Genomic DNA, 25,493 nt, shown 5'->3' with positions numbered 1-25,493 from the left:
GGGGTGCTGACAGGTGTCAAGGGCCCAATCCCCCTCGGGGAAACACCCCGGAAACACCTGACGGGGTCGCGAGGGTGGATCCACGCAGGTGGAGAGCGCTCTCCATCGCATGGGGCGCGTACCGGAAACACCCACATTGACCTGCGGTAAGACCGGATCTGACGACCTGCGCACCGGCTTCGGGCTGTCAAGTGCCGGGCGGGAATCGGGGGTGAAACTGCAGGCCGTTACCGCGATGTCATGAAACGTAATGAAATATCGCCTTTTCCTTGACCCCTCAGAAAACGCGTCCATAGCCTCACAGGAGGGCGTAGTGGGAGCGCTCCCAAGCGGTCGCGGGGCGCGTTGGCTCGTGCTGTCCGCGAAGCGAGACGCGGACGGCCGGAGGCCGGTCGTGGTTCGCGCTGTGAATCCGCCGCCAAGACAGGCCTACGAATCCGGAGCCATCTGTTGACCAGTCTCTCCCCGGCCAAACAGGCACTTCTCGCCCGCCGGCTGCAGCGCCGGACGGTCGCCGAGACCATCGCTCCACGATCTCCCGGCACGACCCCGCCGCTGTCCCACGCGCAGGAGCGCCTCTGGTTCCTGGAGCACTACCGGGCCGGGACGACGGCGTACACGATCCCCTTCACCGCCCGCCTCACCGGCGACCTCGACGAGAGGGCGTTCGCCGACGCGGTGACCGAGGTGTCCCGGCGGCACGAGAGCCTGCGCATGCGCTTCCTCGCCTCCGACGACGGGATCCCCGAGGTGGTCGTCGACGAGGAGCCGTCGACCGAGTTCACGTTCACGTCGGCGCCCGACGAGCGGACCGCCCGGGAGCTGTTCACCGCGACCCTGGCCCGGCCGTTCGACCTGTCGGCCGGAGGGCTGCTCCGGGTCCTGCTCGTCCGGCTCGCCCCCGGCGACCACGTGCTGCTGATGGCCGCCCACCACGCGGTCACCGACGGCTGGTCGGGCGAGATCCTGCTGCGCGAGCTGCTGACCCTGCACGCGGGCGACGCGCTCGACCCGCTGCCGATCCAGTACGGCGACTACGCCCTGTGGGAACGCACCCGCGACCACACCGGCGACCTCGCCTACTGGCGCACCCACCTGGCCGGGGTGCCGCCGCTGGAGCTCCCGCTCGACCTGCCCCGCCCGGCCGAGCAGACGACCACCGGGCGCGGCCACCGCTTCTCGCTCGACCCCGATCTGCTGGCGCGCTTCGCCGACCTGGGCGTGACGCCCTACATGGCGCTGCTGGCCGCGCTCCAGATCACCCTCGGCAAGTGGTCGGGCCAGCGCGACTTCGCGATCGGCTCCCCGGTCGGCGGGCGGGACCTGCCGGAGCTCGAACCGCTGGCGGGGATGTTCGTCAACACGCTGGCGATGCGGGCCGACCTGTCGGGGGACCTGACGTTCGAGGAGTTCCTGGTCCGGGTCCGCGACTCCTGCCTCGACGCCTACGCCCACCAGCAGGTGCCGTTCGACCTGCTGGTCGGCGAGCTCAAGGTCGAGCGTGACGTGAGCCGCTCGGCGGTGTTCCAGGTGCTGCTGGCGGTGCAGAACTACGCGCCGCCGGTCGGGCGCGGCCTGGAGGTGTCGGCCTTCCACCCCGAGGTGACGGTCAGCCGCTTCGACCTGGCCTTCTACCTGTGGGAGGACGACGGGCTGGTCATCTACAACCCCGACCTGTTCCACCTCGACACGGTCGCCCGGCTGACCGAATCGCTGACGACGGTCCTGCACTCCGCGCCCGGGACTCCGCTGTCGCAGGTGGCCTGGGTCCCGGACGCCGCCGAGGTGCTGGCCCTCGGTGTCGCCGCCCCGGCCCTGCCTCTCTCCGCCCGGCTGCTGCACGAACTCCTGCCGGTCGTCGACGCCCCGGCGGTGGTGTTCGGGGGCGATGTGGTGTCGTACACGGAACTGGACCGCCGCTCCAACCGCCTGGCCCACGGGCTCCGGTCCTTGGGTGTACGCCCCGGCGACCGCGTGGCGGTCTGCCTGGAACAGTCGACGGGGCTGGCGGTCGCGCTCCTCGGGGTGCTGAAGGCCGGGGCCGCCTATGTGCCGCTGGACCCGGAGCAGCCGGACGACCGGCTGGCCTACCTGCTCCGCGACTCGGGTGTCCGCGTCTCGATCACCGGCCGCCCGCTGCCCGGCGGAACCATAGAAGTCCGCACTCACACCGACTTTTCCGGACTTGGCGGATTCCAGCTGGAGGCGGCCGGTTCGGACTCCGGCCACGTCGATCTTCCGGCCGAGGATGCCTTCTCTCTGCGGCCTCCGGATACCGAGGTCACACCCGAGGACCTCGCCTACGTGATCTACACCTCGGGGACGACCGGGCGGCCCAAGGGCGTGGCGGTGCAGCACCGGGAGGTGCTGACCTACCTGTCCGGGGTGCGGGAGCGGTTCGGGATCGAGGAGGGGAAGGTCTTCGCGCTGCCGCAGTCGCTGGCCTTCGACTTCGGGGTGACGATCTTCTACCTGTCGCTGATGACCGGCGGCACACTGCACCTGATCCCGCCGAAGTCGACCGACCCGTGGCCGGTCCGCCCCGACTACCTGAAGATGACGCCCTCCCATCTGGCCGCCCTCGACGTCGAACTCCCGAAGGAGCTGCTCATCCTGGGCGGCGAGGCCTCGACCCTCGGCTGGGCGAGTGAGCTGGCCGGACACTGCCGGGTGATCAACCACTACGGCCCCACCGAGGCCACGGTGGGCATGACCACCTTCGAGGTCCCCGCCCCTTCACGGCCGGCCTCCCCATCGTCGGGTGGCGCTTCCGGGGCCTCGACCGTTCAGGCCGCGCAGACGACCACCCCTATCGGCCGCCCTCTGCCAGGCGCGCGGGTCTATGTCCTCGACGAGCACATGCGGCCGGTGCCCGCCGGGGTGACCGGGGAGATCTATCTGGGTGGCGACCGGCTCGCGCGGGGCTATCTCGGCAAGCCCGGCCTCACGGCGGAGAAGTTCCTGCCCGACCCCTACGGGCCGCCCGGCTCCCGCGTCTACCAGACCGGTGACCTGGGCCGATGGACCCGCGACGGGGTGCTCCAGTTCCTCGGCCGGCGGGACCTCCAGGTCAAGATCCGGGGCTACCGGGTCGAGCTGAGCGAGGTCGAGACGGTGCTCGCCGAGCACCCCGACGTCACCCAGGCGGTGGTGGAGCTGCGCGACCAGCGGCTGGTCGCCTACCTGGTCGGGGTCCAGGGCGCCGACCTGCGGGCCTGGGCGAAGGAGCGGCTGCCCGACTACATGGTCCCGGCGCGGTGGGTGTGGCTCGACGCGCTGCCGTTCAAGTCGCACGGCAAGGTCGACCGCGCGGCGCTCCCGGCCGCCGACGAGCCGCCGGCGACCGGCCTGGCCGAGCCCGAGACGGAGGCCGAGAGCACGATCGCGGCGATCTGGGCCGCCGTGCTGGGGCTGGAGCGGGTCGGCGTGACCGACGACTTCTTCGACCTCGGCGGCCATTCGCTACTCGCCATGCAGGTCGTGGCCCGGATGCGCAAGGCGGGCCACCCGATCACGCTGATGCAGCTGTTCACCCATCCGACCGTGCGCGACCTGGCCCGCTCGGCGCCGGGCTCCGGCGGCCTGCTGCACCGGCTGACCCCCGCCCGCGCGGTGACGAAGTCGCTGGTCTGCGTGCCCTACGGCGGTGGCAGCGCGGTCGTGTTCAAGCCGCTCGCCGACGCGATGCCGGCCGACTGGGCGCTCCACTCACTCGCCGTCCCGGGCAACGAGCTCGGCGAGGACACCCAGCCCTTCGAGGAGGTCGCCGAGCGCGCCGCCGCCGAGATCCTCGCCACCGTCGAGGGCCCCATGGTCCTGTACGGCCACTGCGGCGCGGGCACCACGATCGTCTCCTCCATCGCCCGCAGACTCGAGGAGGCCGGGCGCCCGGCCGAGGCGATCTACCTCGGCGGGACGTTCCCCTTCACCCGTCCAAGAAGCCTGTTCGCCAAGGTCGGCGAGTGGCTGGAGGAGCACGGCAGCGACCAGTCGCGCATCAACGGCCTGGTGGCCGCGGGCCTCGACGTCGCCGAGTTCGACCAGGCCGAACTGGAGCTCATCGTCAGGAACCGGCGCCACGGCACCCGCGAGGCGGAACGCTACTTCGCCCGCCTCTTCGAGGAGGGCGCGGCCCCGCTGTCGGCCCCGGTGATCGCGGTGGCCGGGGAACGCGACCCGGTCATGGAGTTCTACCAGGAACGCTTCCGCGAATGGCACTGCCTGTCCGCGACGACCGCCTGTGTGGTCTTGGACGAGGCGGCGCACTATTTCCTGAAATATCGGGCCGAAGAACTCGCCACCATCGTGACCACCGTCCACACCGACCTGGAGCCGTCGGAGAAGTCGGGGACCTGGTGGGTGGAGGGTGTCTCCCACATGGGTACCGACGGCACTCCGCCGGATCGGTCGGCGGGGATGCCCGGTTCGATCGGGCCCGCGCCCAGCCTGCGGCGGTTCCTCGTGCTCGCGGCCGGGCAGCTCGTGTCGATGACCGGGTCGGCGCTGACCGAGTTCGCCATCCCGCTCTGGATCTACCTGGAGACCGGGTCGCTCGCGAACTTCGCGCTGTTCTCGGTGCTGGCGCTCGTCCCGGGGCTGCTCGCGGCGCCTCTCGCGGGGGCGGTCGTCGACCGGTTCAACCGGCGGACCGTGCTGCTGTGCGCCGACGTCGCGGCGGGGAGCACGCAGCTCGGGCTCGGGATCCTGGTCTGGACTGGAACCATACAGATCTGGCATATCTACCCGTTGCTCGTCACGCTCTCGATCGCGCTCACCCTCCAGCGGGTCGCCTACGCCTCGGCCATTCCGCAGCTCGTGCCGAAACGGTTCCTCGGGCATGCCAACGGCGTCGTCGGGATGGCCACCGGGGTCGCCCAGCTCGTGGTTCCGCTGGTCGCGGCCGGGTTGCTGGCCGTGGTCGGGCTCGGCGGGATCCTGCTCATCGACGTCGTCAGCTACGCCGTGGCGATCCTGATCCTGGCGATCATCCGGTTCCCGAAGACGATGGCGTGGAAGCGGCGCGAGAGCGTGCTCAAGGAGATGGCCGAGGGGTTCCGCTACACGTGGGGGCACCTGGGCATCCGGCGGATGCTGCTGTTCTTCGCGGTGGTCAACCTGTTCATGTCGCCGCTGTTCCTGCTGGTCTCGCCGCTGGTGCTCAGCTTCGCCGGGATGGGCGACGTGGGCCGGGTGACGTTCTTCGGCGGGCTCGGGGTGTTCCTCGGCGGCCTGGCCATGACGTTCTGGGGCGGGCCGCGCCGGCTCAGGCTGCGGGGTCAGCTGCTCGCGACGCTGGCGCTGTCGTGCTTCGCGCTGGTGATCGGGGTGCGCGAGAACCTGGTCGTGATCGCGATCGGCGTGTTCGGGATGTTCGCCTCGCTGACCGTGCTGAACGGGATCTACAACACGATCATCCAGGTCAAGGTTCCGCAGCGGTTCCACGGCCGGGTCTTCGCGCTGAACCAGCTTGTGGCCTTTTCGACACTGCCGATCGGTTATGGGCTTCTCGCCCCGTATGGAACTGCGGTCTTCGAGCCGCTGATGGCGGATGACGGTGCTTTGGCCAGCACAATTGGAGTGATCATCGGGACCGGCGACGGGCGTGGGATCGCTCTCATGTACGTCCTGTTCGCGCTGGTCATGGCGGCGACGGTCATCGTCGGTACACGGATGCGGCGGATATGGAATTTCGATCTGGAGGTTCCGGACGCCATCCCTGACGATGTCCTGGGATTCGCAGCACTTCATGCAAAAGCACACAGCACGGAGGAAAAGTGAACGAAGAGCGGGTCATGCGGCTCTGGGGCGAGATTCTCGGAGTTCCGGTCACCTCACCGGACGACGACTTCTTCGACCTCGGCGGTCAGTCGCTCTCGATGGTGCAGTTCTTAGCCCGGGTGGAGAGCGAGTTCGGCGTCGTGCTGCCGATCGAGGTGCTGTTCGCGGGCGACCTGACCGCGTCCGGGGCGGCACGGGCCATCCAGGAGGTCCTCGACGAGGAGGGCGAGGACGTCGACGCGCTGCTCGCCGAGGTCGACGCCCTGCCGAGCGGCGAGATCAAGGCGCTCATGGGAGACCGCTCGTGGCACGAGTGATCATGTCCACGCACGGCAGCCATGGTGACGTGCTGCCGTTCGTGGCCCTCGGGCGGGCGCTGCGCGACCGTGGTCACGCGGTCGAGCTGCTCACCCACGCGCCGTTCCGCGACCTGGCCGAACGCGAGGGCCTGGAGTTCACGGCGATCGACACGGCCGAGGCGTACGACGCGAACCTGGCGGACACTCCCCCGCTGCTGGGCGCGGGCCTCGACCGGTGGCGGGCCTACTACGAGGCCAACGGGCTGTTCGAGCAGATCGCGTTCGAGACCCGGCACACGATGGAACGCTACGTTCCGGGCGAGACCATCCTGGTCGGGCGGCACACGACCGCGATCTCGACACTGTTCGCGGCCGAGGCGCTCGACGCCCCGGCGGCGTGGGTCGCGGTGACGCCGATCCAGTACATGTCGGAGCGCGGCATCGCGCACACGTACGCGAAGACGATGGCCGATCCCCTCGACGGGGTCCGCGCGGGGATCGGGCTGCCGCCCGTGCGGGACTGGGCCGCCTGGTTCGCCTCGGCCCACCTCGACGTGGCGCTCTGGCCGTCGTGGTTCGACAAGGCGGGGACTCCGGCGCCCAAGCGGGTGACGCTCACCGGGGCGCCGCTCGGGGACTCGTCCAGTGATCATGATCTGCCGCCGGAGGCGGAGGAGCTGCTCGACCGGGGCACCGTCCTGGTCACCGGCGGCACCGGGCGGATGCTGCACGGCCGGTTCTACGAGGTCGCGATCGAGGCGTGCCGGGCGGTCGGGCGGCCCGCGCTGCTGGCCGTGCGGCACCGCGATCTCGTGCCGGAGACATTGCCCGACGGCATGCGCTGGTTCCCGGGGCTGCCGTTCGCCCGGGTCGTACCGAGAGTGGGGGCGATTCTGCACCACGGCGGCATCGGCACCCTGATCAGGGCGGCCACCTCGGGGACGCCCCAGGTCGTGCTGGCCCACGGGTTCGACCGGGCCGAGAACGGGGCCCGCGTCGCGGCGGCCGGGCTCGGGTCGTGGCTGCCCGAGCAGCGGTGGTCCGCCGACGAGGCCGCGACGCTGCTCAAGACCGCGCTCACCGGGCCACGCGTCACCGTCGAAGAAGACGGCGGGCTCGCCTCGGCGGCCGAGGCCATCGAGAGGCTGGCCGGGAGCACGACGCCCTATTCGGCCCGACATCTGCTCACCCGGGAGGAGCGCCTGGCGCTCGCCCGCCGACTGCGTTCAGGAGATGCGGCATGACGCCGGCCCAGTTACGCACCTGGTTCCTCCAGCAGTTCGACCCCGAGGACGCCGCCTTCAACCTGCACCGGGTGCGGCTGCTGACCGGGCCGCTCGACCCGGTCGCGCTCGAAGGGGCGCTGACCGCGCTGGCCCGGCGGCACGAGACGCTGCGGACCCGCTTCCCCGCCGTCGACGGGCGGCCCGCGCTCGTCGTCGAACCGGCCGCGCCGGTCGAGGTGGAGTGGCTGCGGGCGTCGTCCACGGAAGAGGCGGAGAGGCTGGTCGCCGAGCGGACCAACCGGCCGTTCGACCTCGTCTCCGACCTGCCGTTCCGGGTGGCGGTGGTCGGGCTCGCGCCCGAGCGCCACGTGCTGGTGCTGGTGACGCACCACATCATCGCCGACGGCTGGTCGCTGGACGTGCTCATGGACGACCTCGCGATCTTCTACGGCGGCGGCGAACCCGACCCGCTGAAGATCACCGCCAGGGAGCACGCCGCCCAGGCGCCGGAGATCGACCCGAAGGAGCTGGCCTACTGGCGGGAGCGCCTGGCCGACCCGCCGACCCTGGAGCTGCCCGCCGACCGGCCCCGCCCGGCCGAGCGCATCGGGCACGGCGACGAGATCGCGTTCCGGATCCCGGCGGCGCTGGTCTCCCGGCTCTCCGAGGTGGCCCGCGTCTCGCGCTGCACGCTGTTCGCGCTGCTGCTGGCTTCCTACCAGGTGCTGCTGTCGCGGCACTCCGGCCAGGACGACGTGACCGTCGGCGTCCCCGACGGCGGGCGGGACACCGAGGAGGCCCACGCGCTGGTGGCGGGCCTGTCGGGGATGCTGGTGCTGCGCGGCGACCTGTCGGGTGACCCGCCGTTCCAGAAGTTCCTGCGCGGCACGATGGCCGCCCTGCTGGGGGCGCTGTCGCGGCGGCGGGTGCCGTTCGAGCGGCTCGTCGAGGAGCTCGACATCGGCCGCGACCTGAGCGTCACGCCGTTCTACCAGACCACGCTCACCCTGCACCCGGGCGAGCTGGAGCGCGAGCAGCGCTTCTCCGGGCTGACGGCGACCCCGTTCCCGCACGGGTGGAAGTGGGTGGGCTGCGACGTCGCGGTCGACGTCTTCTGGGCCGGTGACGACAGCAGGGACCTGGTGACCGTGGTCCGCTACGACACCGACCTGTTCGACGAGCCGACGGTGCGGGCGCTGTTCGAACGCTGGCGGGTGCTGCTGCACGGCATCGCCGACGACCCGGCGCTGCCGGTCTCGCGGCTCCCCCTCATGACGTCCGAGGAGCGGGAGACGCTGGTCACGACGTGGAACGCGACGTCGCGGCCTCTGACGGCGCCGCTGCCGGAACTGTTCGCCGACCAGGTCGCCCGGACGCCCGACGCGGTGGCCTTCTCCGACGGCGCGTCGTCGCTCACCTACCGGGAGCTCGACGAGGCGGCGTCCCGGATCGCGGGGCGGCTCGGCGACCGGCGGGGCTCCGTGGTCGCGGTCTGCGTCGACCGGTCGGTGCGGGTGCTGCCCGCGCTGCTGGGCGTGATGCGGTCGGGGGCGGCGTACCTGCCGATCGACCCCGACAATCCGCCCGCCCGCATCCAGTACATGCTGGAGGACTCGGGCGCGGTCGTGGTGCTGGCGGACGAGGGCCCGGCCGAGCGGCTGCCCGGCGGCTTCGAGGTGGTCCTGGTCTCGGAGGCGCTGCGGGCCGAGCCGGTCGAGGGGTTCCCGCCGGGGCCGGACGATCACGCGTACACGCTCTACACCTCGGGTTCCACCGGCCGCCCGAAGGGGGTCGTCATCCGCCACTCGGCGCTGGCGAACTTCCTGGCCGGGATGGCCGATCTGTTCGGTTCTGAGCCCGGACAGGTCTGGCTGGTGCTGTCGTCGGTGTCGTTCGACATCTCGGCGCTGGAGCTCTATCTGCCGCTCGTCGGCGGTGGCAGGGCCGTCATCGCCGGGCGGGACGTCGCGGTCGACGGCGCCGCGCAGACCAAGCTGATCAGGGACGCCGGGATCACCCACATCCAGTCGACCCCGTCGGGCTGGCGGGTGCTCATCGAGGCCGGGTTCACCGACCGGGCGATCACCGGGCTGGTCGGCGGCGAGACGCTGCCCGAGGAGCTGTCGCGCGAGCTGCGGCCGCGACTCGGCCGCCTTGTCAACGTGTACGGCCCCACCGAGACCACCATCTGGTCGACGACCTGGGAGGTCACCGAAACCGGCGAGGAGCCGAGGATCGGGCGGCCGATCGCCAACACCACCTGCTACATCGCCGACCGGGCCGGTGGGGTGGCGCCGACGTTCGTGGCCGGGGAGCTGCTCATCGGCGGCGCCGGGGTGGCCGACGGCTACCACGTCCGCCCCGAACTGACCGCCGAGCGGTTCGTCGAGTTCGAGGGCGAGCGCGTCTACCGGACCGGCGACCGGGCCCGGTGGGGCTTCGACGGGAACCTGGAGTTCCTGGGCCGGATGGACAACCAGGTCAAGGTCCGCGGCTTCCGGGTCGAACCGGGCGAGGTCGAGGCGGCGATCCTCACGTGTCCGGGCGTCGACCAGGCGGCGGTGACCGCGCGGGGCGACATCCTCGTGGGCTACATCGTGGGCGCGGCCGACCTCGGTGACCTGCGCGACCATCTGGAGACGGTGCTTCCGGCGTACATGATGCCGGCGCTCTGGACCCGCCTGGCCGCGATGCCGATGACGATCAGCGGCAAGGTCGACCGCAAGGCGCTGCCCGACCCGGTGGCCGAGAGCGGCGCCGCGTTCGTCGAGCCGCGCACCGACGCCGAACGGCTGGTGGCCGACATCTGGCGGGAGGTCCTCGGCCTCGACCGGGTCGGCGCCCTCGACGACTTCTTCGCCGTCGGCGGTCACTCCCTCATCGCGGTACGGGTGGCGGCCCGGATCCGGGCGATCATCGATCTCGACGTGCCGATCCGTTATCTGTTCCTGCGCCGGACGGTCGAAGAGCTGGCCAGGACCATCGAGGACCTGCTGACCGAGGAGCTCGACGGGCTCACCGAGGAGGAGGCCGCGCGCCTGGTGGATTGAGTTTGGTGGATTGACAGGGCACGTCTCGGATCCCTTCAATGGAGAGCGCTCTCCAAACCACCTAAGTCGTGGAGGGATCTGTGGACTTCGTCCGGCTGTTGTCCGGGTCGTCGGTATGGCGGACCGCTTCGGAACCCCTCCTCGGGTTACCCGAACTCGTCCTGTCCGACGGCCCGGTCGGGGTGCGCGGCCCCGGCTGGGACGAGCGGCGCACCTCGCTCGTCCTGCCCTCCCCAACCGCATTGGCGGCGACCTGGGATCTCGCTCTCGTACGAGACCTCGGCGCCCTCCTCGGCACGGAGGCCCGCCGCAAGGGCGTCGACGTGCTGCTCGCCCCGAACGTGAACCTGCACCGCTCCCCGCTCGGGGGGCGCCACTTCGAGTGCTTCTCCGAAGACCCCCTGCTGACGGGGCTGGTCGGGGCCGCCTATATCCGCGGCGTGCAGTCGCGGGGGGTCGCCGCCACCGCCAAGCACTACGTGGGCAACGAGGCCGAGACCGAGCGGATGACCTACGACTCGCTCATCGCCGCCCGGGTCCTGCGGGAGGTCTACCTGGCGCCGTTCGAGGCGGCGGTGGCGGCGGGGGTGTGGGTGGTGATGTCGGCGTACAACCAGGTCAACGGCGCGCTGATGACGGAGAACCCCCTGCTCCGCGAGCCGCTGAAGACGGAGTGGGGCTTCGAGGGCGTGGTCGTCTCCGACTGGGGCGGCGTCCGCTCGACCGAGGCTGCGGCCCTGTCGGGCCAGGACCTCGCGATGCCGGGCCCCAACGACTTCTGGGGCGACCCCTTGCGAGAGGCCATCCGCAACGGAACGGTCCCCGAGGCGATCATCCACGACAAGATCGCCCGATTGCGGGTCCTGGCCGAACGCGTCCGCGCCGGCGCCCGGGAAACCGCGTCGCCCACGACGATGCCGCCGGCCACCCTGACCACTCCCCCGGCCCATGGCCGAATCGCGCACGAGCGATCACGACAGCCCGACGACGGGGCTGCCTCCACGCCCCTGGCCGAACGGGTGGAGCACGCGCCGGTGACTTCGATGCCCCTGGTCGCGAAGGTTCAGCAGGCGTGCGGCGAGCTTCCGCAGGAGACCGCCGAGCAGGTCGCGAAGGTTCAGCAGGTGGCCGACGACATCGTGCGGGTGGGCACCGGTTCCTCGATGTCCTTGGCCGAGAGGGTGCAGCGGGCCCGGGGTGGGGTTGCTCCCGAAGCGGCCGACATGGTGCCTCAGTCCGACTCGCAGAACGATCCCGCCGAGCTGGCGTTGCTCCGGCAGGTGGTGGCGGATTCGTGTGTGCTGCTGAAGAACGACGGCGGGGTGTTGCCGCTGGGCACGCCGCGGATCGCGGTCATCGGGGCGCATGCGGCGCGGACGCGGATCCAGGGCGGCGGAAGCGCGGGGGTGTATCCCTCCGGTGTGGTCTCGATTCTCGACGGGCTCAGGCAGGTGGCGCCTGATCTGGTCTACGCCCAAGGGGTCGACGTCCACGACGAGCCCGCGCCGGTCGACGACGTCTGGGTGCGGATGCTGGGGGACGACGGCGAGGAGCTGTTCGTCGAGGATCGGCGGACAGGGTGGCTGCCGGAGCCTTCCGTCGTGGAGGGCACGCGGACCGTTGAGATCAGCTCCTTCCTGCGTCCCGAAATTTCGGGACATTGGCGGCTGTCCATCGCGGGATGGGGACGGCTGACCCTCTCCGTGAACGGGCAGCGGATCCTCGACACCCACGTCCCCTGTGACAGTGACGACCCGGCCACCGTCCACCTGAAGCCGCCGTTCCGGCATGCGCTCGTCTGGCTCGAAGAAGGCGCGGAAGTGCTGGTCACCGGCACCAGGGCGATCGAGCCGCACTCCGGGCGGGCGTGTGTGCTGGCCGCCGATCCGCCCCGGCTCGACGACGACGCGGCCATCCGGCAGGCGGTCGACGCCGCCCGGGGCGCCGATGTGGCGATCGTCGTGGTCGGGACCACCGAGGAGATCGAGGGCGAGGCCCGCGACCGCACCGACCTCGGTCTTCCCGGCAGGCAGGACGACCTGGTGAAGGCCGTGGCCGCCGTACAGAAGACGGTGGTGGTCGTGAACTCGGGCGGGCCGGTCGCGATGCCGTGGCGTGATGAGGCCGGCGCGGTGCTGCTCTGCTGGTTCCCGGGTCAGCAGGGCGGGCACGGGGTCGCCGACGTGCTGACCGGAAACAGGGAGCCGGGGGGCAGGCTGCCGACGACCTGGAGCGACGTCCCGCTCGTGGGGGCGGCGCCCGTGCAAGGGCAGGTCATCTATGCCGAAGGGCTCGACGTCGGGCATCGCGGGTGGCTGACCAGTGACCGCTCGCCCAGCTACTGGTTCGGGCACGGGCTCGGCTACACGACGTGGTCCTACGAGGATCTGACCGCCGACCACGACCGGGTGCGGGTCAGGGTCAGGAACACGGGCGAGCGCGCGGGGCGGGAGGTCGTGCAGGTCTATCTCTCGAAGCCGGGGTCGGGGGTCGGGCGGCCGCACCGGTGGCTGGCCGGGTTCGCGGTCGTGCGCGCCGAGCCCGGGGAGGCCAGGGAGGTCGTCGTCGAGCTCCCCAGGAGGGCCTTCCAGCACTGGGAGGGTGACGGGTGGCGTACGGAAGAAGGGGAGTTCGTGGTGCACGCCGGACGGTCGGTGGTCGATCTGCGGCTTAAATGCGTTGCGTCCCCATCGGGGTGACCGGTATTCCTAGGGGCCGGAAGAAAGGAGGGATCGATCATGTCTGACAACACCGTGCCCGGTTCCTCCCGGCAGGGCGAGGAGTGACCGGGCGCATCCGTAAAGGAAGCCCATGCTCGACATCCGGCCCCTGAAGGGCCTGCACGAACTTGACCTTTTCCGTACCTTCCCCTCGTCGCTGAACGCGGAGTTCGACGCCGACCTCGAGGCCGGTCGCCGCCGCCTCGACTGGATGTGGCTCGCGCTCCGCGACGGCGTCCCGGTCGCCCGCGCCGCCTGGTGGGGCCGCGACGGCACCGAGAAGCCCCTGCTCATGGACGTCTTCGACCTCGCCGACCCCGAGACCGGCCGGGCGTTGCTGGAGACGGCGATCCCGCAGGTCGCCGACGGCACCCCGCCGCCGTTCCTGCGGTTCGTCCCGCCCGACTGGCGGGACCACGACACCACCTGGCTGGAGACCCTGGAGAGCACCGGCGCCCGGCCCCTGGTCGAACGGCTCCGCCTCGAATGGCGTCCCGGCACGCCCATCGCCCCCACCACGCTGGAGTTCCGCGAACCGGCGGGCCGCGACGAGCTGGTCGGCCTGATGGCGCGGGTCGTCGAGGGCAGCCTCGACGCCCACACGGTCAAGGAGCTGGAGACCATGACCCCGCGGGAACAGGCCGAGGCCCAGTACGACGAGGAGCTCGACCTCTACCGGTCCCCGCGCGAGTGGTGGCGGGTCGGGGTCGTCGGCGGCGAGCCGGTCGGCTTCGTCATCCCGGCCAGGAACGCCTACAACCCGATCATCGCCTACATCGGCGTCGTCCCGGCCCATCGCGGCAAGGGCCTGGTCGCCCAGCTCCTCGCCGAGGGGACGCGGATCCTGGCGGGAAACGACGTTCCCAGGATCCGGGCCAGCACCGACGTCACCAACGTCCCGATGGCCCGCGCCTTCGCCAAGGCGGGATACGTCACCATCGAGCACCAGGTCGACACGGTCTGGTCGCGACCTATGTGAAAGCGAGGCTCAGACGGCCGCAGGCCGGCTGTGGCTCGCGTTGTGAATCCGCCCATGTAAACCGCGTGTTTCCGGCTCGGTCTTGACAAGGTGAGATGACACGGCCCACTCTCCTTTGGAGAGCGCTCTCCATCACCCCCCTTCTTGTCCGAGGAGACGCCGTGCATCCACGAATACGTCTGAGCCTGATCATCGCCACGCTCGTGGCGACGATCGCGGCCGGGCTGGCGGTCATCGCCCCCGCGATGGCCGCCGACGCCCTGATCTCGCAGGGCCGCCCCGCCACCTCCTCGTCGGACGAGGGCGCCGGCTACGCCGCCGGCGCCGCGTTCGACGGCAACACCGGCACCCGCTGGGCCAGCGCCTTCAGCGACCCCCAGTGGATCCAGGTCGACCTGGGCGGCAGTGCCACGATCTCCCAGGTGGTCCTCCAGTGGGAGGGCGCCTACGGGAAGACGTTCAAGATCCAGACCTCCGCCAACAGCGGAGGGCCGTACACGGACATCTACTCCACCACCACCGGCGCGGGCGGCACCCAGACGCTGAACGTGACCGGTTCGGGGCGGTACGTCCGGCTCTACGGCACCCAGCGCGGCACCGGCTACGGCTACTCGCTGTGGGAGTTCAAGGTCTACGGCACGGGCGGTTCCGGCCAGCAGCCGGTGCCGAGCCCGACGTTCACCGACCCGGTCACCCACCGCGAGTTCCAGGCCAACTGCTCGCTCACCCAGAACCGCCCGGACGACCCCATCGTCTACCCCGGCCTGCCGGGCGCCTCGCACATGCACTCGTTCGTCGGCAACACCACGACGAACGCCTCCAGCACCTCGGCCTCGCTGCTCGGCGGCGGCACGTCGTGCACCAACCCGCACGACAAGTCGGCGTACTGGTTCCCCAGCTTCTACAAGGGTGACCAGCTCATCGCCCCGATCGGCAACCAGGTCATCTACTACAAGTCGGGCATCAACGAATACTGGCGCGTCGTGCCCTTCCCGCAGGGCCTGCGCTTCGTCGTCGGCAGCCCGACCGCCACGCTCGCCGAGTTCCGCGACTCCCCCGGCCGGGTCGAGGGCTTCGAGTGCGGCGACCTGTCCTTCCAATGGGACATCCCGGCCAACTGCCCGGCGGGCAGCCAGGTCAACGTGCGCTACCAGGCCCCGAGCTGCTGGGACGGCGTGAACCTCGACAGCGCCAACCACAAGAGCCACATGGCCTACCCGGTCGGCGGCTACTGCCCGGCGTCCCACCCGGTGGCGGTGCCGATGCTCGAATTCAAGATCGCCTTCCCGGCGAGCGGAGACCTGTCGAACGCCAGGTTGTCGAGTGGCCGCGGCTACTCGTGGCACTACGACTTCTTCAACGCGTGGGACAACCCGGCGATCCTGGCCGCGCTGGTCCGCCACTGCATCAACGGCGGCCTCCAGTGCAACCCGCGCGGCTATGACCTGTACAAACCCCACCGAGGAGCGGCTCTGACGGAGAACTTCGAACTCCCGTAACCGACACCTCCCGGCTCGGCGCGGCCGGGAGCCTCCGTGAAACATTCAAAGAACACAAGCCGCTTTCCCGTACGTCTCCCGCCAAGCTATGGCGATCCGCTCTGACCGCGTTCAATAGCCGGAATGCGGGAGGTTTTCGTCGGCCGCCAAGCCGAGCTCGACTGGCTGGCGTCCACCGGAGCACACGTGGTGGGGATCGACGGCGAACCGGGAATCGGCAAGACGGCGCTGGCCCGCCGCTTCGTCGCGAGCCAGGCCCGCCCGGTCTTCTGGGCCGCCGCCGACGAACACGAGCCCGAGCTGGCCTGGGAGGGCCCGGAACCGGTCTTCCGCGACTGCGTCGTGGTGCTCGACGACGCCCACTGGGCCGACCGCGACCAGCTCGGGGCCCTGCGGCTGACGATCCGGCGGCTCCCGGACGTGTTCGTGGTCGTCATCGGCGACCTGACGGCTCTCGGCGACGGCTGGCGGCGGCTGATCACCGAGCACGTCACGCTGCCCGGCCTGCCGGCCGACGACCTGATCCGGCTGGCCGCGCTCTCCGGGCACCCCGACCTGTCGGCCGCCGGGGCGGCCCGCCTGCACGACCACACGGGCGGCCACCCCCTGCACGCCCGCCACCTGCTCGACGAGCTCGACCCGCACACCCTCGCCTTCGGCTCAGGCCCGCTGCCCGCGCCCCGGTCGTTCGCGGCGGCCGTCCGGGAGCGGCTGCGCGGCTGCCCGCCCGAGGTCAGGGCCCTGCTGGAGGCCGGCTCCGTGCTGGGCCGCCGATGGCTCGGCGACTCCGACGCGGCGGTCGAAACGGGCCTGGTGCGCCGGACCGGACGCGGGCTCGAATTCACCAGCGCCCTGGTGCGCAGCGTGCTCTACCACGACATCCCCGAAGCGCGCCGCAAAGCGCTGCACGCCGGGCAGACCTCCCTGCGCCACCGCATCGCCGCGGCCGACGCCCCCGACGAGGCCCTGGCCGCCGAGATCGCCGTCGAGGCGGTCCGGTTACAGCGCGACTCCCGCACCCAGGAGGCCGCCGTCCTGCTGGCCGGTTCGCTCCCCCTGACACGAGATCGGGGCTTCCGGCTGATCGCCCTGGAGGCGATGCTCATCGCGGGCGACCTGGCCAGGACCCTCCCGTTCCGTGAGTGGCTGGCCGCCTCGCGGGGACGCTGGGCCGGATATGTGTACGGCTACCAGACCCTCCTCATGGGCCGGGTCGACGAGGCCAGGTCGCTGCTGAAAGAGGCCCTGGCCGCCGACCAGATCGAGGGCCCCGACGACATCGACGCCCGGATCGCCACCCAGCTCGCCGTCATCGGCGTCGTCACCGTCTCCTACCCCGACATGATCACCTTCGGTTCGAGAGCCGTGGACGGCGCCAAGGAACCCTGGGTCGCCGCCTTCGCCTGGTTCGCCAAGGCCCTCGGCCTGGCCGTCGCCGGACGCGCGCCCGAGGCCCTGGAGTTCCTCGCCTCCGCCGACACCCCCGGCGCCCCGGCGGGCCTCGACGGCCTGGTGGCACGCGGCATGATCCGCCTCTGGCGCGACGATCTCGACGGCGCCTGCGCCGACCTGCGCTTGGCCGTCCACCGCGCGGCGGGCGGCGAGCCGCTGCGGGTCGGCCAGGCCCTCGGCTTCCTCGGCGAGGCCCTCTACCGCCGCGGCGAACTGGCCGAGGCGGTGCTGCACACCGAGCTGGCCGTCGCCGACGCCGAGGACAACGGCCGGATCTGGGACTACGCCATGCTGCACGCCCAGGCCGCCTACCCCCTGGCCGCCATGGGTGAGTGGGCCCGCGCGGGCGCCCACGCGGAGGAGTCGGCCCGCTGGGCCCGCGCCACCGGCACCCCCGCCGCCCGCGTGTACGCCGCCGCCGCGGCCATCGCCATCGCGCGGGCCCGCGACGACCCGTCGTGGGTGCTCCAGGCGTCGGGTGACCTGACCGGGATCTATCCGGCCGGCGAACCCGGCACCCACCTGCTCGGCCCGGTGCGCGAGGAGGCGCTGGCCCGGCTGGGGAGGCCGGGCGACCTGCCGGACTTCCCGTCGTCGCTGGGGTTCTTCCGGGCCGCCGGGCAGATCGCGACGGCCCGCGGCGACCACGACCGGGCGCTGGCCTGCTTCGCCCAGGCCCGCGCGCACGCCACGCCGTTCCCGCTGGAGCGCGCGATCATCGACCTGCTCGTGGGCCGCTGCCACCTGGCGCGGGGGCGGCGGAAGGCGGCCGAGCGGGTGTTGCGGGAGGCGTACCGGGAATTCGAGAGGATCGGCGCCCGCGCCTACCAGGACCAGGTGCGCGGCGCCGCACGCGACGCGGGCCTGTCCGTCGACGCACCCGCGCGCCCCTTCGACGACCTCACCCCCGCCGAACGCACGGTCGCCGGGCTGGCCTGCGACGGCCTGACCAACCGCGAGATCGCCGACCGGCTCGTGGTCAGCGTGAAGACGGTGGAGTTCCACCTGGGCCACGTGTTCCGGCGGCTCGACATCAGCTCGCGGCGGGAACTGCGGGAACTGGGGTCGGGCCCCGGAATCCCTGGGGTCGCACCCTGAAGCCCCGGGGCGACCGCCCCGCCTACCCTCGCGCCATGCTGCGCAAAGCGATCACCTTGATCATCACGGCGGCCCTGGTCATGGCCCCGGCGACCGCCGACGCCCACCCCAAGCCGACCAACGGCTTCGCGAAGTGGGGCCCGTGGAACCAGAAGATCCCCCGCCACGTGACCCTGGCCCCCAACTCCCAGGCCATCGTGAACAACATCAAGCTCGACAAGGAACAGAACTATGGCAGCTGGGCCATCAACACCGACGAGTACTCCGCCCCGATCTACACCGTCGGCCGGCACACGCCCCGCAAGAAGTGGCGCTTCTCCGACTGCCTCGGCCTCCCCCACCTGGCCCCGGTCATCGCCGACTCGCTGCGCGCGGTGCCGACACCCCCGGACCTGATCGTCTCGAAGGGCACCGACGCGTCGGTGGCCATCTACCAGCCCTCCACCGACACCTACTGGGACTTCTGGCGCGCGGAGAAGGACGCGCAGGGGAACTGGTCGGCCTGCTGGGGCGGCAAGATCGACAACTTCTCGCGTAACCCGGGCATCTTCGACAACCCCCTGGGCGCCACCGCGACCGGCCTCCCGTTCGGGGCCTTCACGATCCGCATCGAGGAACTGCGGCGGGGCTACATCGACCACGCGCTGAACATCGTCACCGTCCGGACCCGGACCGACTGCAACAGCTGGCCCGCCACCCGCAACGACGGCTACGTCGACGGCGCCGACATCCCGTGTGAGGGCCAGCGCTTCCGCCTCGACCCGGCGTTCGACATCTCGACCCTGACCTCACCGGCGGCCCGGACGATCGCCCGCGCGATGCAGGAATACGGGTTGATCATGACCGACAAGGGCGGCGCCCTGGTGACCTACGCGGAGGACCCGCGGCCGTACATGGCCGCGAACGGCGGCGTCGACCCCTACTTCACACTGTTCGACCCGACGGACATCATCTCGCCGGACGGACCTGAGAAATACTTCGTCCTCTCGGAGATCCCCGTCGAACGCCTCCAGGCCCTGCCGATGGACTACGGCAGGGGCCGCAGCCGGTGATACGACGGTTCGTCTCCGGTGGTGATGCGTTCGCCGTCGGCCTCGATCCAGGCGTGGAAGGTGTACGGGTCGGGGAGCACGCCGAAGCACCAGTCGGCTCGGCGTCCGGCCAGGCCCGCCCACAGCACCGTGGCCAGGGAGATCTGGAGGCAGGCCGCGCGGCCGGGGAACCAGCCGGCGGCCCGGGTCACCTCGGCGACCATGCGGCGGGCCCGGGGCGGGTCGAGGGGGGCCCGGCCCCGGCCCGCGAGCAGGGCGGCCCGGTGGGCGACCTTGAACGGGAACAGCAGCAGGAGCGCGGCCACGACCAGGAGGATCGCCGCCGTCGCGCGGGGACGGCCGGGGGCGTCGGCGGCCATCGGGACGGCCACCGGCTCGGGGCCGTGGGAGGCGCCGGGCGGCAGGGCCCGGGCGGTGTCGCCGGGGACCAGTCCCGCCTCCCGCAGGTCGCGCAGGAGGGTGTCGACGTCGTCGCGCAATCGGTCGCCGGGGACCGCGGGGTAGCGGGAGGCCAGTGCGGACACCGCGTCGTCACGCGTGCCGCCGGTGCTGAGGACGCTCCAGGTCACCAGCCCTGGCCGGTTCAGCACGTGGCACTCGCCGGAGCGGACGTCGACCAGGACGAGGCCCCGTTCGTCGTCGAGCAGGTGATAGATCATCTCCGCAGCCACACTTCGAGGGCGACGAGACGGCCGAGGGCGCTCAGCGGGACCTGGGCCCCCGCGTTGAGCCGGGTCAGCGTCGTCAGGACGGCGGCCGGGTCGATCACGCCCAGGTCGGCGAGCCGCGAGTCGCGCAGCAGCGCGGCGATCTCCGGCCGGGCGGCGCGGGCGCCCGCGTACTCCTCGGCCTGGTAGGCGCCCTTGGTGCGGCGGGTCAGCACCTCGGCGGGAACGAGCCCGGCCACGGCGTCGGCCAGGCGGGGCTTGGCCCTGGCCGGGTCGGGGCGCGGCTCCGGGCCCGCGAGGAGCGCGCCGATCACCGCGTCGTCGAGGTAGGGGGCGTGCACCGCCACCCCGATCCGGTCGCCGAGCGTGCGGAGGAAGCGCTGCGCGGCGGCGGCCGACCGGATCCCCGCGAGCATCGCGTGCCGGGCGGGCGTCAGTCCTTCGGGCACCCGGCGGGCCGTCTCGCGGTCGGCGGCGGCGTCGGCGAGCGAGGCGCGGGCCCGCGGGCTCAGCCATCCGGCGGCCTCACCGGAGACGCTCCACCAGCCGACCGCCTCCCCCGGCCTGGACGGGGTGGCGACCGGACGCTGGAGGAACCGGCCCAGCCCGCGCAGCGCCCGGTCGTGGGAGGTGACGGCGAGCCGGGCCGCCCGGACCGCCAGGTCGAGCGACGAGGTCTGCCGCATCCGGCCCAGCCGCGCGCTGTGGGCGGCCCAGTTCCGCAGGTCGCCCCGTCTGACCAGGTCGGCGAGGTAGGAGGGCGGCGGCTGGAACAGCGCGTCGGCGCCCTCTCCCGTGAGGTGGGCGGGCGAGCGCCGGTCGCGGGCCCAGGCCAGCCGCAGCGCGGCCCGCCGGTGGGCGAGGAGACCGGGCGCGGGCCGGTCGAGCCCGTCCGGCGCGGCGTCGATCCCCCGGTAGGGCAGGGTCTCGGCGGTTCCCGTCACGACGTCCAGGGTGATCCGGTCGCTCAGGCGGGCGGCCCGGCGGGCCTCCGCCAGGTCGGCGGTGGGGACGTGGGGATGGTGGTAGACGACGGCGTCGACCGGGGCGTGGGCGGCGGCGAGGAAGGCCAGGGTGGTCGAGTCGATCCCGCCGCTGAAGTCGGAGGTCACTCCGGTGCCACGTCTGCGCACGGCCTCCACCAGCGCCTCACGCAGAGAGGCGGCGACCGGGGGGAGCGTGTTCTCGTACACGCCGATGCCGGTGAAGAAGGAACGGCCGGTCGTGAGCGGGAGCACCGTGGGGCAGGCGATCTGCACGGCCGCCGCCAGGGGGTCGGGGGCCCGGGAATGGAGCTCGGCCAGCAGGGTCGCGTGGTGGGCGATGAGGGTCTCGTGGCCGCGTACGGAGAAATGAAGGGGGAACTGGCCCGCGCGGTCGGAATGGACCTCGACCCGGTCGGCGGTGACGATCGCGCAGGAGTAGGCGCCGGGGAGATGCCGCACCGGGCCGGTCTCCAGCTCCTCGTCCGTCGCCAGGACATGGCCGAGGAACAGGACCCGCTCCGACCCCCGGTCGACGGCTCTGAACAGGTCGAACGGTGGCGATCCGTAGACCCGCACGGCGTCGCTGCCGGGCCAGACCGGCTTTCCCGGGAGGTCGGCGCCGCCGACTAACAGGCCCTCGACGGTCCGGATCAGGATGCCGAAGTCACCAGTAGTAGTCGGAGTTGGCGTCGGCGTTCCCGCTGGAGGAGTTTCCGCCGAAGAGCTCGGTGACCCGGCCGAGGCGGATGAGGGCAGGCGGCTCATAGTCGGGCTCCGGCGTCGGCAGTTCGGGCCCCTCTACTGACATGAATGACCACCTGTGCCTGTGAAGTGGGGATACGGACGAGACCAGAGTGATGGTAGCGATACTCAGCGGAGATGGCCGATGAGCCCGAGAATCAGGGCGCCATGGGCGGCGGCGTCCGGTTCGGCGAAGCGCAGCACCATGTGGCCGGTCCACTCCGAGTTCTGGAGCTCCTTTTCGCACTCTCCGGCGACCAGGCGCAGGCCAGGGGCGAGCGGGCCGCCGATCACGACGGCCTGGGTCTCCAGGGTCGCCGCGCTCTCGCGCAGGGCCCGCACCAGATTCCGTCCGGCGACGCGCAGCGCCCAGAGGCAGTTGGGGTCCCCGCCACGCGCCCGTTCGATGAGGTCGCCGATCGACGAGGGCGGTTCCTCTCCCCGGGCCCGCGCGTTCACGTACATCCCCTCCAGCACCGCCGGGACGCAGATGTAACGTTCCAAACAGCCCCTCTTGCCACACCAGCAGTCGAGCCCGGCCGGGTCGACCGAGTGGTGGCCGATGCTGCCGGCCCGGCCGAGGGCGCCGCGCACCATCCTGGGCCCGACCATCAGCCCGCCGAGGACGTGCTCGGCGGCTTCGATGTAAAGCAGGGTCTCGTAGGGGTGGTGGTAGGTCTGCTCGCTGAAGGCCCCCAGCCTGGCGTCGGCGTCGACGACCACTTTGACCTGGCCGAACCGTGCCGCGAGCTGCCGGTGGAGGTCGGGAGCGGCGTACCACGGCGCCGGAGGCGACGGGGACAGGTCGCGGGGGTCGACCGCCCACGGCACCGCCAGGCCCATGGTCGCGATGTCGCCCGGCCCCCGGCCGATCGAACCGACGAGATCGGCGACGGCCGCCGTCGCGGCGTCGAGCCAGGAGGCGCCGTCGCGCAGGCCCAGCCCGAGGTGGGTGACCCGCGCCTGGTCGTGGGACCAGTGCGGTAAACGCGCGGCCACGGTCGCCTGCCGGGCGCCGATCTGTATCCCGACGGCAACCCCCGTCGTGGGATGCAGCACGACGGGTTCCTTCCTCGCGCCGTAGGCGGTGCCGTCGGCCACGAGTTTCTTCACCGCGTTGCTGACCGACGCGTTGGACAGGCCGGTGCGGCGCGCGAGCTCGGTGCGCAGGCCGGAACGGCACATCAGAGCCCTGATGACCTGGAGCACGCTGTCGCTCTCGGTCTCCGGATCGAGTAAGTCACGCGTCTCGCGCACGGGCACCCCGCCCCCGATTTTCGAAATACGAGTCGTGCCGCCTCGATCGTGACACAGCGGCTTCACATCGAAAAGCGATCACGGAACGTCGTGAAACCGTTACAGGGGAAACGGAAACGCAGATACGCTCCGCATTCGGAACACATCATCCGGTAATGCCTCTGCGATTCGACGGGAATCCCCCATGCCCGGCCTGCTTCCCCGAGGGGTGCACGAGCTCCTCCCCCATTTCACCGCCGCCATCGCCACCCGGCCGGAGAAGGGCGACCGGCCCGCCGTGCTGCTCGACGGCCCGGCGGCCGGGATGCTGATCGGCAGACTGGCGACGGCGGTGGGCGGCGGGGTCGTGCCGCACGCCCGGGTCACCGACGACGACGCCGAGCAGGCGATCGGCCTGGTCCCCGTCATCGCCGAGAAGCTGCGCGATTCGATGCCGGAAGGCTGCGGCTCGCTGCGGCTGCCCCTGCTGGAGACGTGCCGGGACGTGTTCACCCTGGAGAAGGCCAGGCCCGGCCAGCGCGACCGGCGCACGATCGTGCGCGACGAGCTGTACGCGAAGCTGCTGGCCCGGCGCCCGTGGCTCCGCACGGCGCTCGCGGTCGCCACGAGGACCGGCGAGCTGCCGGTCGTCGGTTTCCTCTCGGGGATCGTCCTGGTGTTCGCCGAGACGCTCCCGCGCTGGATCTACGGCCGGTGGCTGTCCGGGAACCGGTCGCTGCGCTGGGTCGGCGGGAAGCTGGGGCGGCACGACCGGCGGCTCCTCGACGTCGCGCTGGAGATCACCGCGAAGGGCACCGTGATCAGGGAGGCGGCCGTCCAGGAGGTGCTGCTGACGGCGCTGCTGCGGGATCTCGGCCGGGCCGCGCGGCCCTCCCGGCTGTGGGTGTACCGGCGACGGCGCCGGTGGTCGTTCGTCGTGCTGCTCGGCACCGTCGGTGGCACGGGTTCGCCGTGCAGGCAGTTCGTCGGCGACTACGCGCGGCTCGTCGGCGCGGGCGAGCCGTCCTCGATGCTGGTGCTGGGAGCGCTCACCGCCGAGGATCCGTCGGTCGCGGTCCGGCTCGACGCCGGCCACGCCGCCGACCGGATCGAGGCCCTCTACGCCGACCCGGGCTCACGCGAGTCGGTCGTGTACGTCGTCCCGCTGTCGAAGGAGGCCGACAACGGTGACGGCGCCCGCTACCTCGACACCCTCAGGGTGCACACCCGGAGGAACCGCCGCTGGGACTACGTCCCGGTGCTGGCGCCGTGGCTGGTGACTGCGGCGGTCGCGGCGCTGCTGGTCGTCCCGCCGCAGGGCCCGAGCCCGTGCCGCCCGGTCGCGGGCGGCGAGATCGTGGGCGTCACCGACGGCATCGACTGTAGCCTCGCGCCACCCGGCGCCGGGGGCGACAAGCTGCGTGAGCTGGAGCGACTGGCGGCGTTCGTCAACGGAGCCCTGGAACCGGGCAAGCCGACGCGCGCCGTGGTCTACTACGCCCCGGTCACCGTCCGCGCCGGTTCGGGGAACACGACGCTGAGCGGAATCCAGAGCCTGAGGGGAGCGCTGCTCGCGGTCTCCGAGCTCAACGGCCGCCCCGGCGCGCACCACATGCAACTGCGGGTCCTCATCGCCAACCCGGGCGACGCGTTCGGGCACGGGCCCGAGGTCACGAAGATGATCCTCGACCGGGCGGAGCGCGACCGCGTGGCCGCCGTGGTGGGGATCACCCAAAGTCGCCCGGCCTCCCTCGCCGCCGTGCGGCAGCTCAGCGACGGCAAGATCCTGGTGGTCGGCAGCTCCGTCACGGGCAGCGCGATGGTGGAGGGGCCGGAGGCCCCGCTGCGCTACGTCCAGGTGTCGCCGTCGAACGGGCCGATCGCGCGGATCATGACCGCCTTCGCCCGCGACGTGGAGCGGAGGCCGACGGCGATCGTCGTCACCCATCCCGACGACGAGGTCTTCAGCGTGGACCTCACCCGCAAACTGGAGGTCCGCTACGGCGCCGGACAGACCTACCGCGTCGACTACGCGGAGACGGGCGCCGGGCCCGGCGCGCGTGACGCCGCCCAGGCCATCTGCGAGCGGCTGGACCGGCGGAGCGGCCACGTGATCTACGCCGCCCGCACCGCCCGGCTGCGGGAACTGCTCGACGCCATGGGCGACCGCGAGGACTGCGCGAGGGACGACGGAACCAGGATCGGCTTCCTGACCGAGGGCATGCCCAGCGAGTTCCTCGACGATCCCCGCGCGCTGATCTCCCGCTATCCCTTCGGCGAGTTCTCCTACCTGGCGTTCGACTCCTCGGCTACGCCGCAGGCCACCCCGCATCCCTTCGCCACCGCCTTCACCCGCTTCTTCACCGGCCACGGGCTGCCCGCCTACCGGCCGAACGGCGACGCCGCGGGCGCCTACGACGCCGTGCTGGTGGCGTCGCGGGCCACCGACGAGGCGTTCGCCCTCAACTTCCCAGCCGAGGACTTCCCCGCCAACGCCGTCTACAGCTGGCTCGCGAGCTCCGGCATCGAGGGCCTGAACGGCGCCACGGGCGACATCACCCTCGGCAGGAACCACCGGTTCCCGCCCGCCAAGGCCCTGTTCGTCCTCGGCGTCGACCCGGGCAGCGGCGCCACCCGGGTCCTGCTCGAATGCGGCGCGGGCCCCTGCCCCGGCGGTCGCTGATTGTTTCGTGTTGGTTTCGACCTCTT

General features: G+C 71.9%; 14 protein-coding genes. 10 read left to right on the top strand and 4 right to left on the bottom strand.

Annotation, left to right across the window (positions count from 1 at the left end; all coding sequences use genetic code 11):
• Nucleotides 1-450 precede the first annotated feature (450 nt).
• The 9 genes from ACYQ78_RS24620 to ACYQ78_RS24580 all read left to right on the top strand — a co-directional run bounded on the left by ACYQ78_RS24620 (nucleotide 451) and on the right by ACYQ78_RS24580 (nucleotide 19,153).
• Nucleotides 451-5,778, top strand: a complete 5,328-nt coding sequence (locus tag ACYQ78_RS24620) for a non-ribosomal peptide synthetase/MFS transporter (RefSeq protein ID WP_459803258.1) — start codon at nucleotides 451-453, stop codon at nucleotides 5,776-5,778.
• Nucleotides 5,775-6,095: an acyl carrier protein gene (locus ACYQ78_RS24615; protein ID WP_459803257.1), complete on the top strand. Its 321-nt coding sequence runs from the start codon at nucleotides 5,775-5,777 to the stop codon at nucleotides 6,093-6,095. Before ACYQ78_RS24620 ends, ACYQ78_RS24615 begins: the two co-directional genes overlap by 4 nt.
• Complete coding sequence (locus ACYQ78_RS24610; protein WP_459803256.1) at nucleotides 6,083-7,321, top strand: glycosyltransferase; 1,239 nt, start codon at nucleotides 6,083-6,085, stop codon at nucleotides 7,319-7,321. The genes ACYQ78_RS24615 and ACYQ78_RS24610 overlap by 13 nt, the downstream gene beginning before the upstream one ends.
• Nucleotides 7,318-10,353, top strand: coding sequence for a non-ribosomal peptide synthetase (locus ACYQ78_RS24605; RefSeq protein WP_459803255.1), 3,036 nt, complete (start codon nucleotides 7,318-7,320; stop codon nucleotides 10,351-10,353). The genes ACYQ78_RS24610 and ACYQ78_RS24605 overlap by 4 nt, the downstream gene beginning before the upstream one ends.
• Nucleotides 10,354-10,433: 80 nt before the next feature.
• Entirely contained in the window at nucleotides 10,434-13,052 is a 2,619-nt protein-coding gene (locus ACYQ78_RS24600) for a glycoside hydrolase family 3 C-terminal domain-containing protein (protein ID WP_459803254.1), read from the top strand.
• A gap of 112 nt (nucleotides 13,053-13,164) precedes the next feature.
• Nucleotides 13,165-14,052, top strand: a complete 888-nt coding sequence (locus tag ACYQ78_RS24595; RefSeq protein WP_459803253.1) for a GNAT family N-acetyltransferase — start codon at nucleotides 13,165-13,167, stop codon at nucleotides 14,050-14,052.
• A 161-nt stretch (nucleotides 14,053-14,213) separates the two neighbouring features.
• Nucleotides 14,214-15,551, top strand: a complete 1,338-nt coding sequence (locus tag ACYQ78_RS24590; RefSeq protein ID WP_459803252.1) for a DUF1996 domain-containing protein — start codon at nucleotides 14,214-14,216, stop codon at nucleotides 15,549-15,551.
• Nucleotides 15,552-15,674: 123 nt separating this feature from the next.
• A complete protein-coding gene (locus ACYQ78_RS24585; protein ID WP_459803251.1) occupies nucleotides 15,675-18,101 on the top strand; it encodes a helix-turn-helix transcriptional regulator in 2,427 nt (808 codons plus the stop codon).
• A gap of 35 nt (nucleotides 18,102-18,136) precedes the next feature.
• Nucleotides 18,137-19,153, top strand: a complete 1,017-nt coding sequence (locus ACYQ78_RS24580) for a hypothetical protein (RefSeq protein ID WP_459803250.1) — start codon at nucleotides 18,137-18,139, stop codon at nucleotides 19,151-19,153.
• Here ACYQ78_RS24580 and ACYQ78_RS24575 read toward each other — a convergent pair.
• From ACYQ78_RS24575 to ACYQ78_RS24560, 4 genes are all read right to left on the bottom strand, one after another.
• On the bottom strand, nucleotides 19,129-19,812 hold the full coding sequence (locus ACYQ78_RS24575; protein ID WP_459803249.1) for a lasso peptide biosynthesis B2 protein: 684 nt from the start codon (nucleotides 19,810-19,812) through the stop codon (nucleotides 19,129-19,131). The two genes, ACYQ78_RS24580 and ACYQ78_RS24575, sit on opposite strands and share 25 nt — an antisense overlap.
• Nucleotides 19,809-21,383 (bottom strand): asparagine synthase-related protein, encoded by a 1,575-nt coding sequence (locus tag ACYQ78_RS24570; RefSeq protein WP_459803248.1) that lies wholly within the window; start codon nucleotides 21,381-21,383, stop codon nucleotides 19,809-19,811. Before ACYQ78_RS24570 ends, ACYQ78_RS24575 begins: the two co-directional genes overlap by 4 nt.
• Before the next feature lie 88 nt (nucleotides 21,384-21,471).
• Nucleotides 21,472-21,615, bottom strand: a complete 144-nt coding sequence (locus ACYQ78_RS24565) for a hypothetical protein (RefSeq protein ID WP_459803247.1) — start codon at nucleotides 21,613-21,615, stop codon at nucleotides 21,472-21,474.
• Nucleotides 21,616-21,677: 62 nt separating this feature from the next.
• Nucleotides 21,678-22,805, bottom strand: coding sequence for an ROK family transcriptional regulator (locus ACYQ78_RS24560; protein WP_459803246.1), 1,128 nt, complete (start codon nucleotides 22,803-22,805; stop codon nucleotides 21,678-21,680).
• A 184-nt stretch (nucleotides 22,806-22,989) separates the two neighbouring features.
• Between ACYQ78_RS24560 and ACYQ78_RS24555 the strand changes: the two genes are divergently transcribed.
• Nucleotides 22,990-25,467 carry an ABC transporter substrate-binding protein gene (locus tag ACYQ78_RS24555; protein WP_459803245.1) on the top strand — a complete coding sequence of 826 codons (2,478 nt, stop codon included), beginning with the start codon at nucleotides 22,990-22,992 and terminating at the stop codon, nucleotides 25,465-25,467.
• Nucleotides 25,468-25,493: the final 26 nt, after the last annotated feature.

This window comes from Herbidospora sp. RD11066 (genome assembly GCF_054661255.1).
The sequence above is the reverse complement of the archived record's forward strand: the minus strand, read 5'-3'. Positions and strand labels throughout refer to the sequence as shown.

Bases quoted from the DNA above. Each gene is read 5' to 3' on its own strand.
- ACYQ78_RS24605 (WP_459803255.1), top strand. From the start codon at position 7,318: ATGACGCCGGCCCAGTTACGCACCTGGTTCCTCCAGCAGTTCGACCCC.
- ACYQ78_RS24595 (WP_459803253.1), top strand. From the start codon at position 13,165: ATGCTCGACATCCGGCCCCTGAAGGGCCTGCACGAACTTGACCTTTTC.
- ACYQ78_RS24585 (WP_459803251.1), top strand. From the start codon at position 15,675: ATGCGGGAGGTTTTCGTCGGCCGCCAAGCCGAGCTCGACTGGCTGGCG.
- ACYQ78_RS24580 (WP_459803250.1), top strand. From the start codon at position 18,137: ATGCTGCGCAAAGCGATCACCTTGATCATCACGGCGGCCCTGGTCATG.
- ACYQ78_RS24575 (WP_459803249.1), bottom strand. From the start codon at position 19,812: ATGATCTATCACCTGCTCGACGACGAACGGGGCCTCGTCCTGGTCGAC.
- ACYQ78_RS24565 (WP_459803247.1), bottom strand. From the start codon at position 21,615: ATGTCAGTAGAGGGGCCCGAACTGCCGACGCCGGAGCCCGACTATGAG.
- ACYQ78_RS24555 (WP_459803245.1), top strand. From the start codon at position 22,990: ATGCCCGGCCTGCTTCCCCGAGGGGTGCACGAGCTCCTCCCCCATTTC.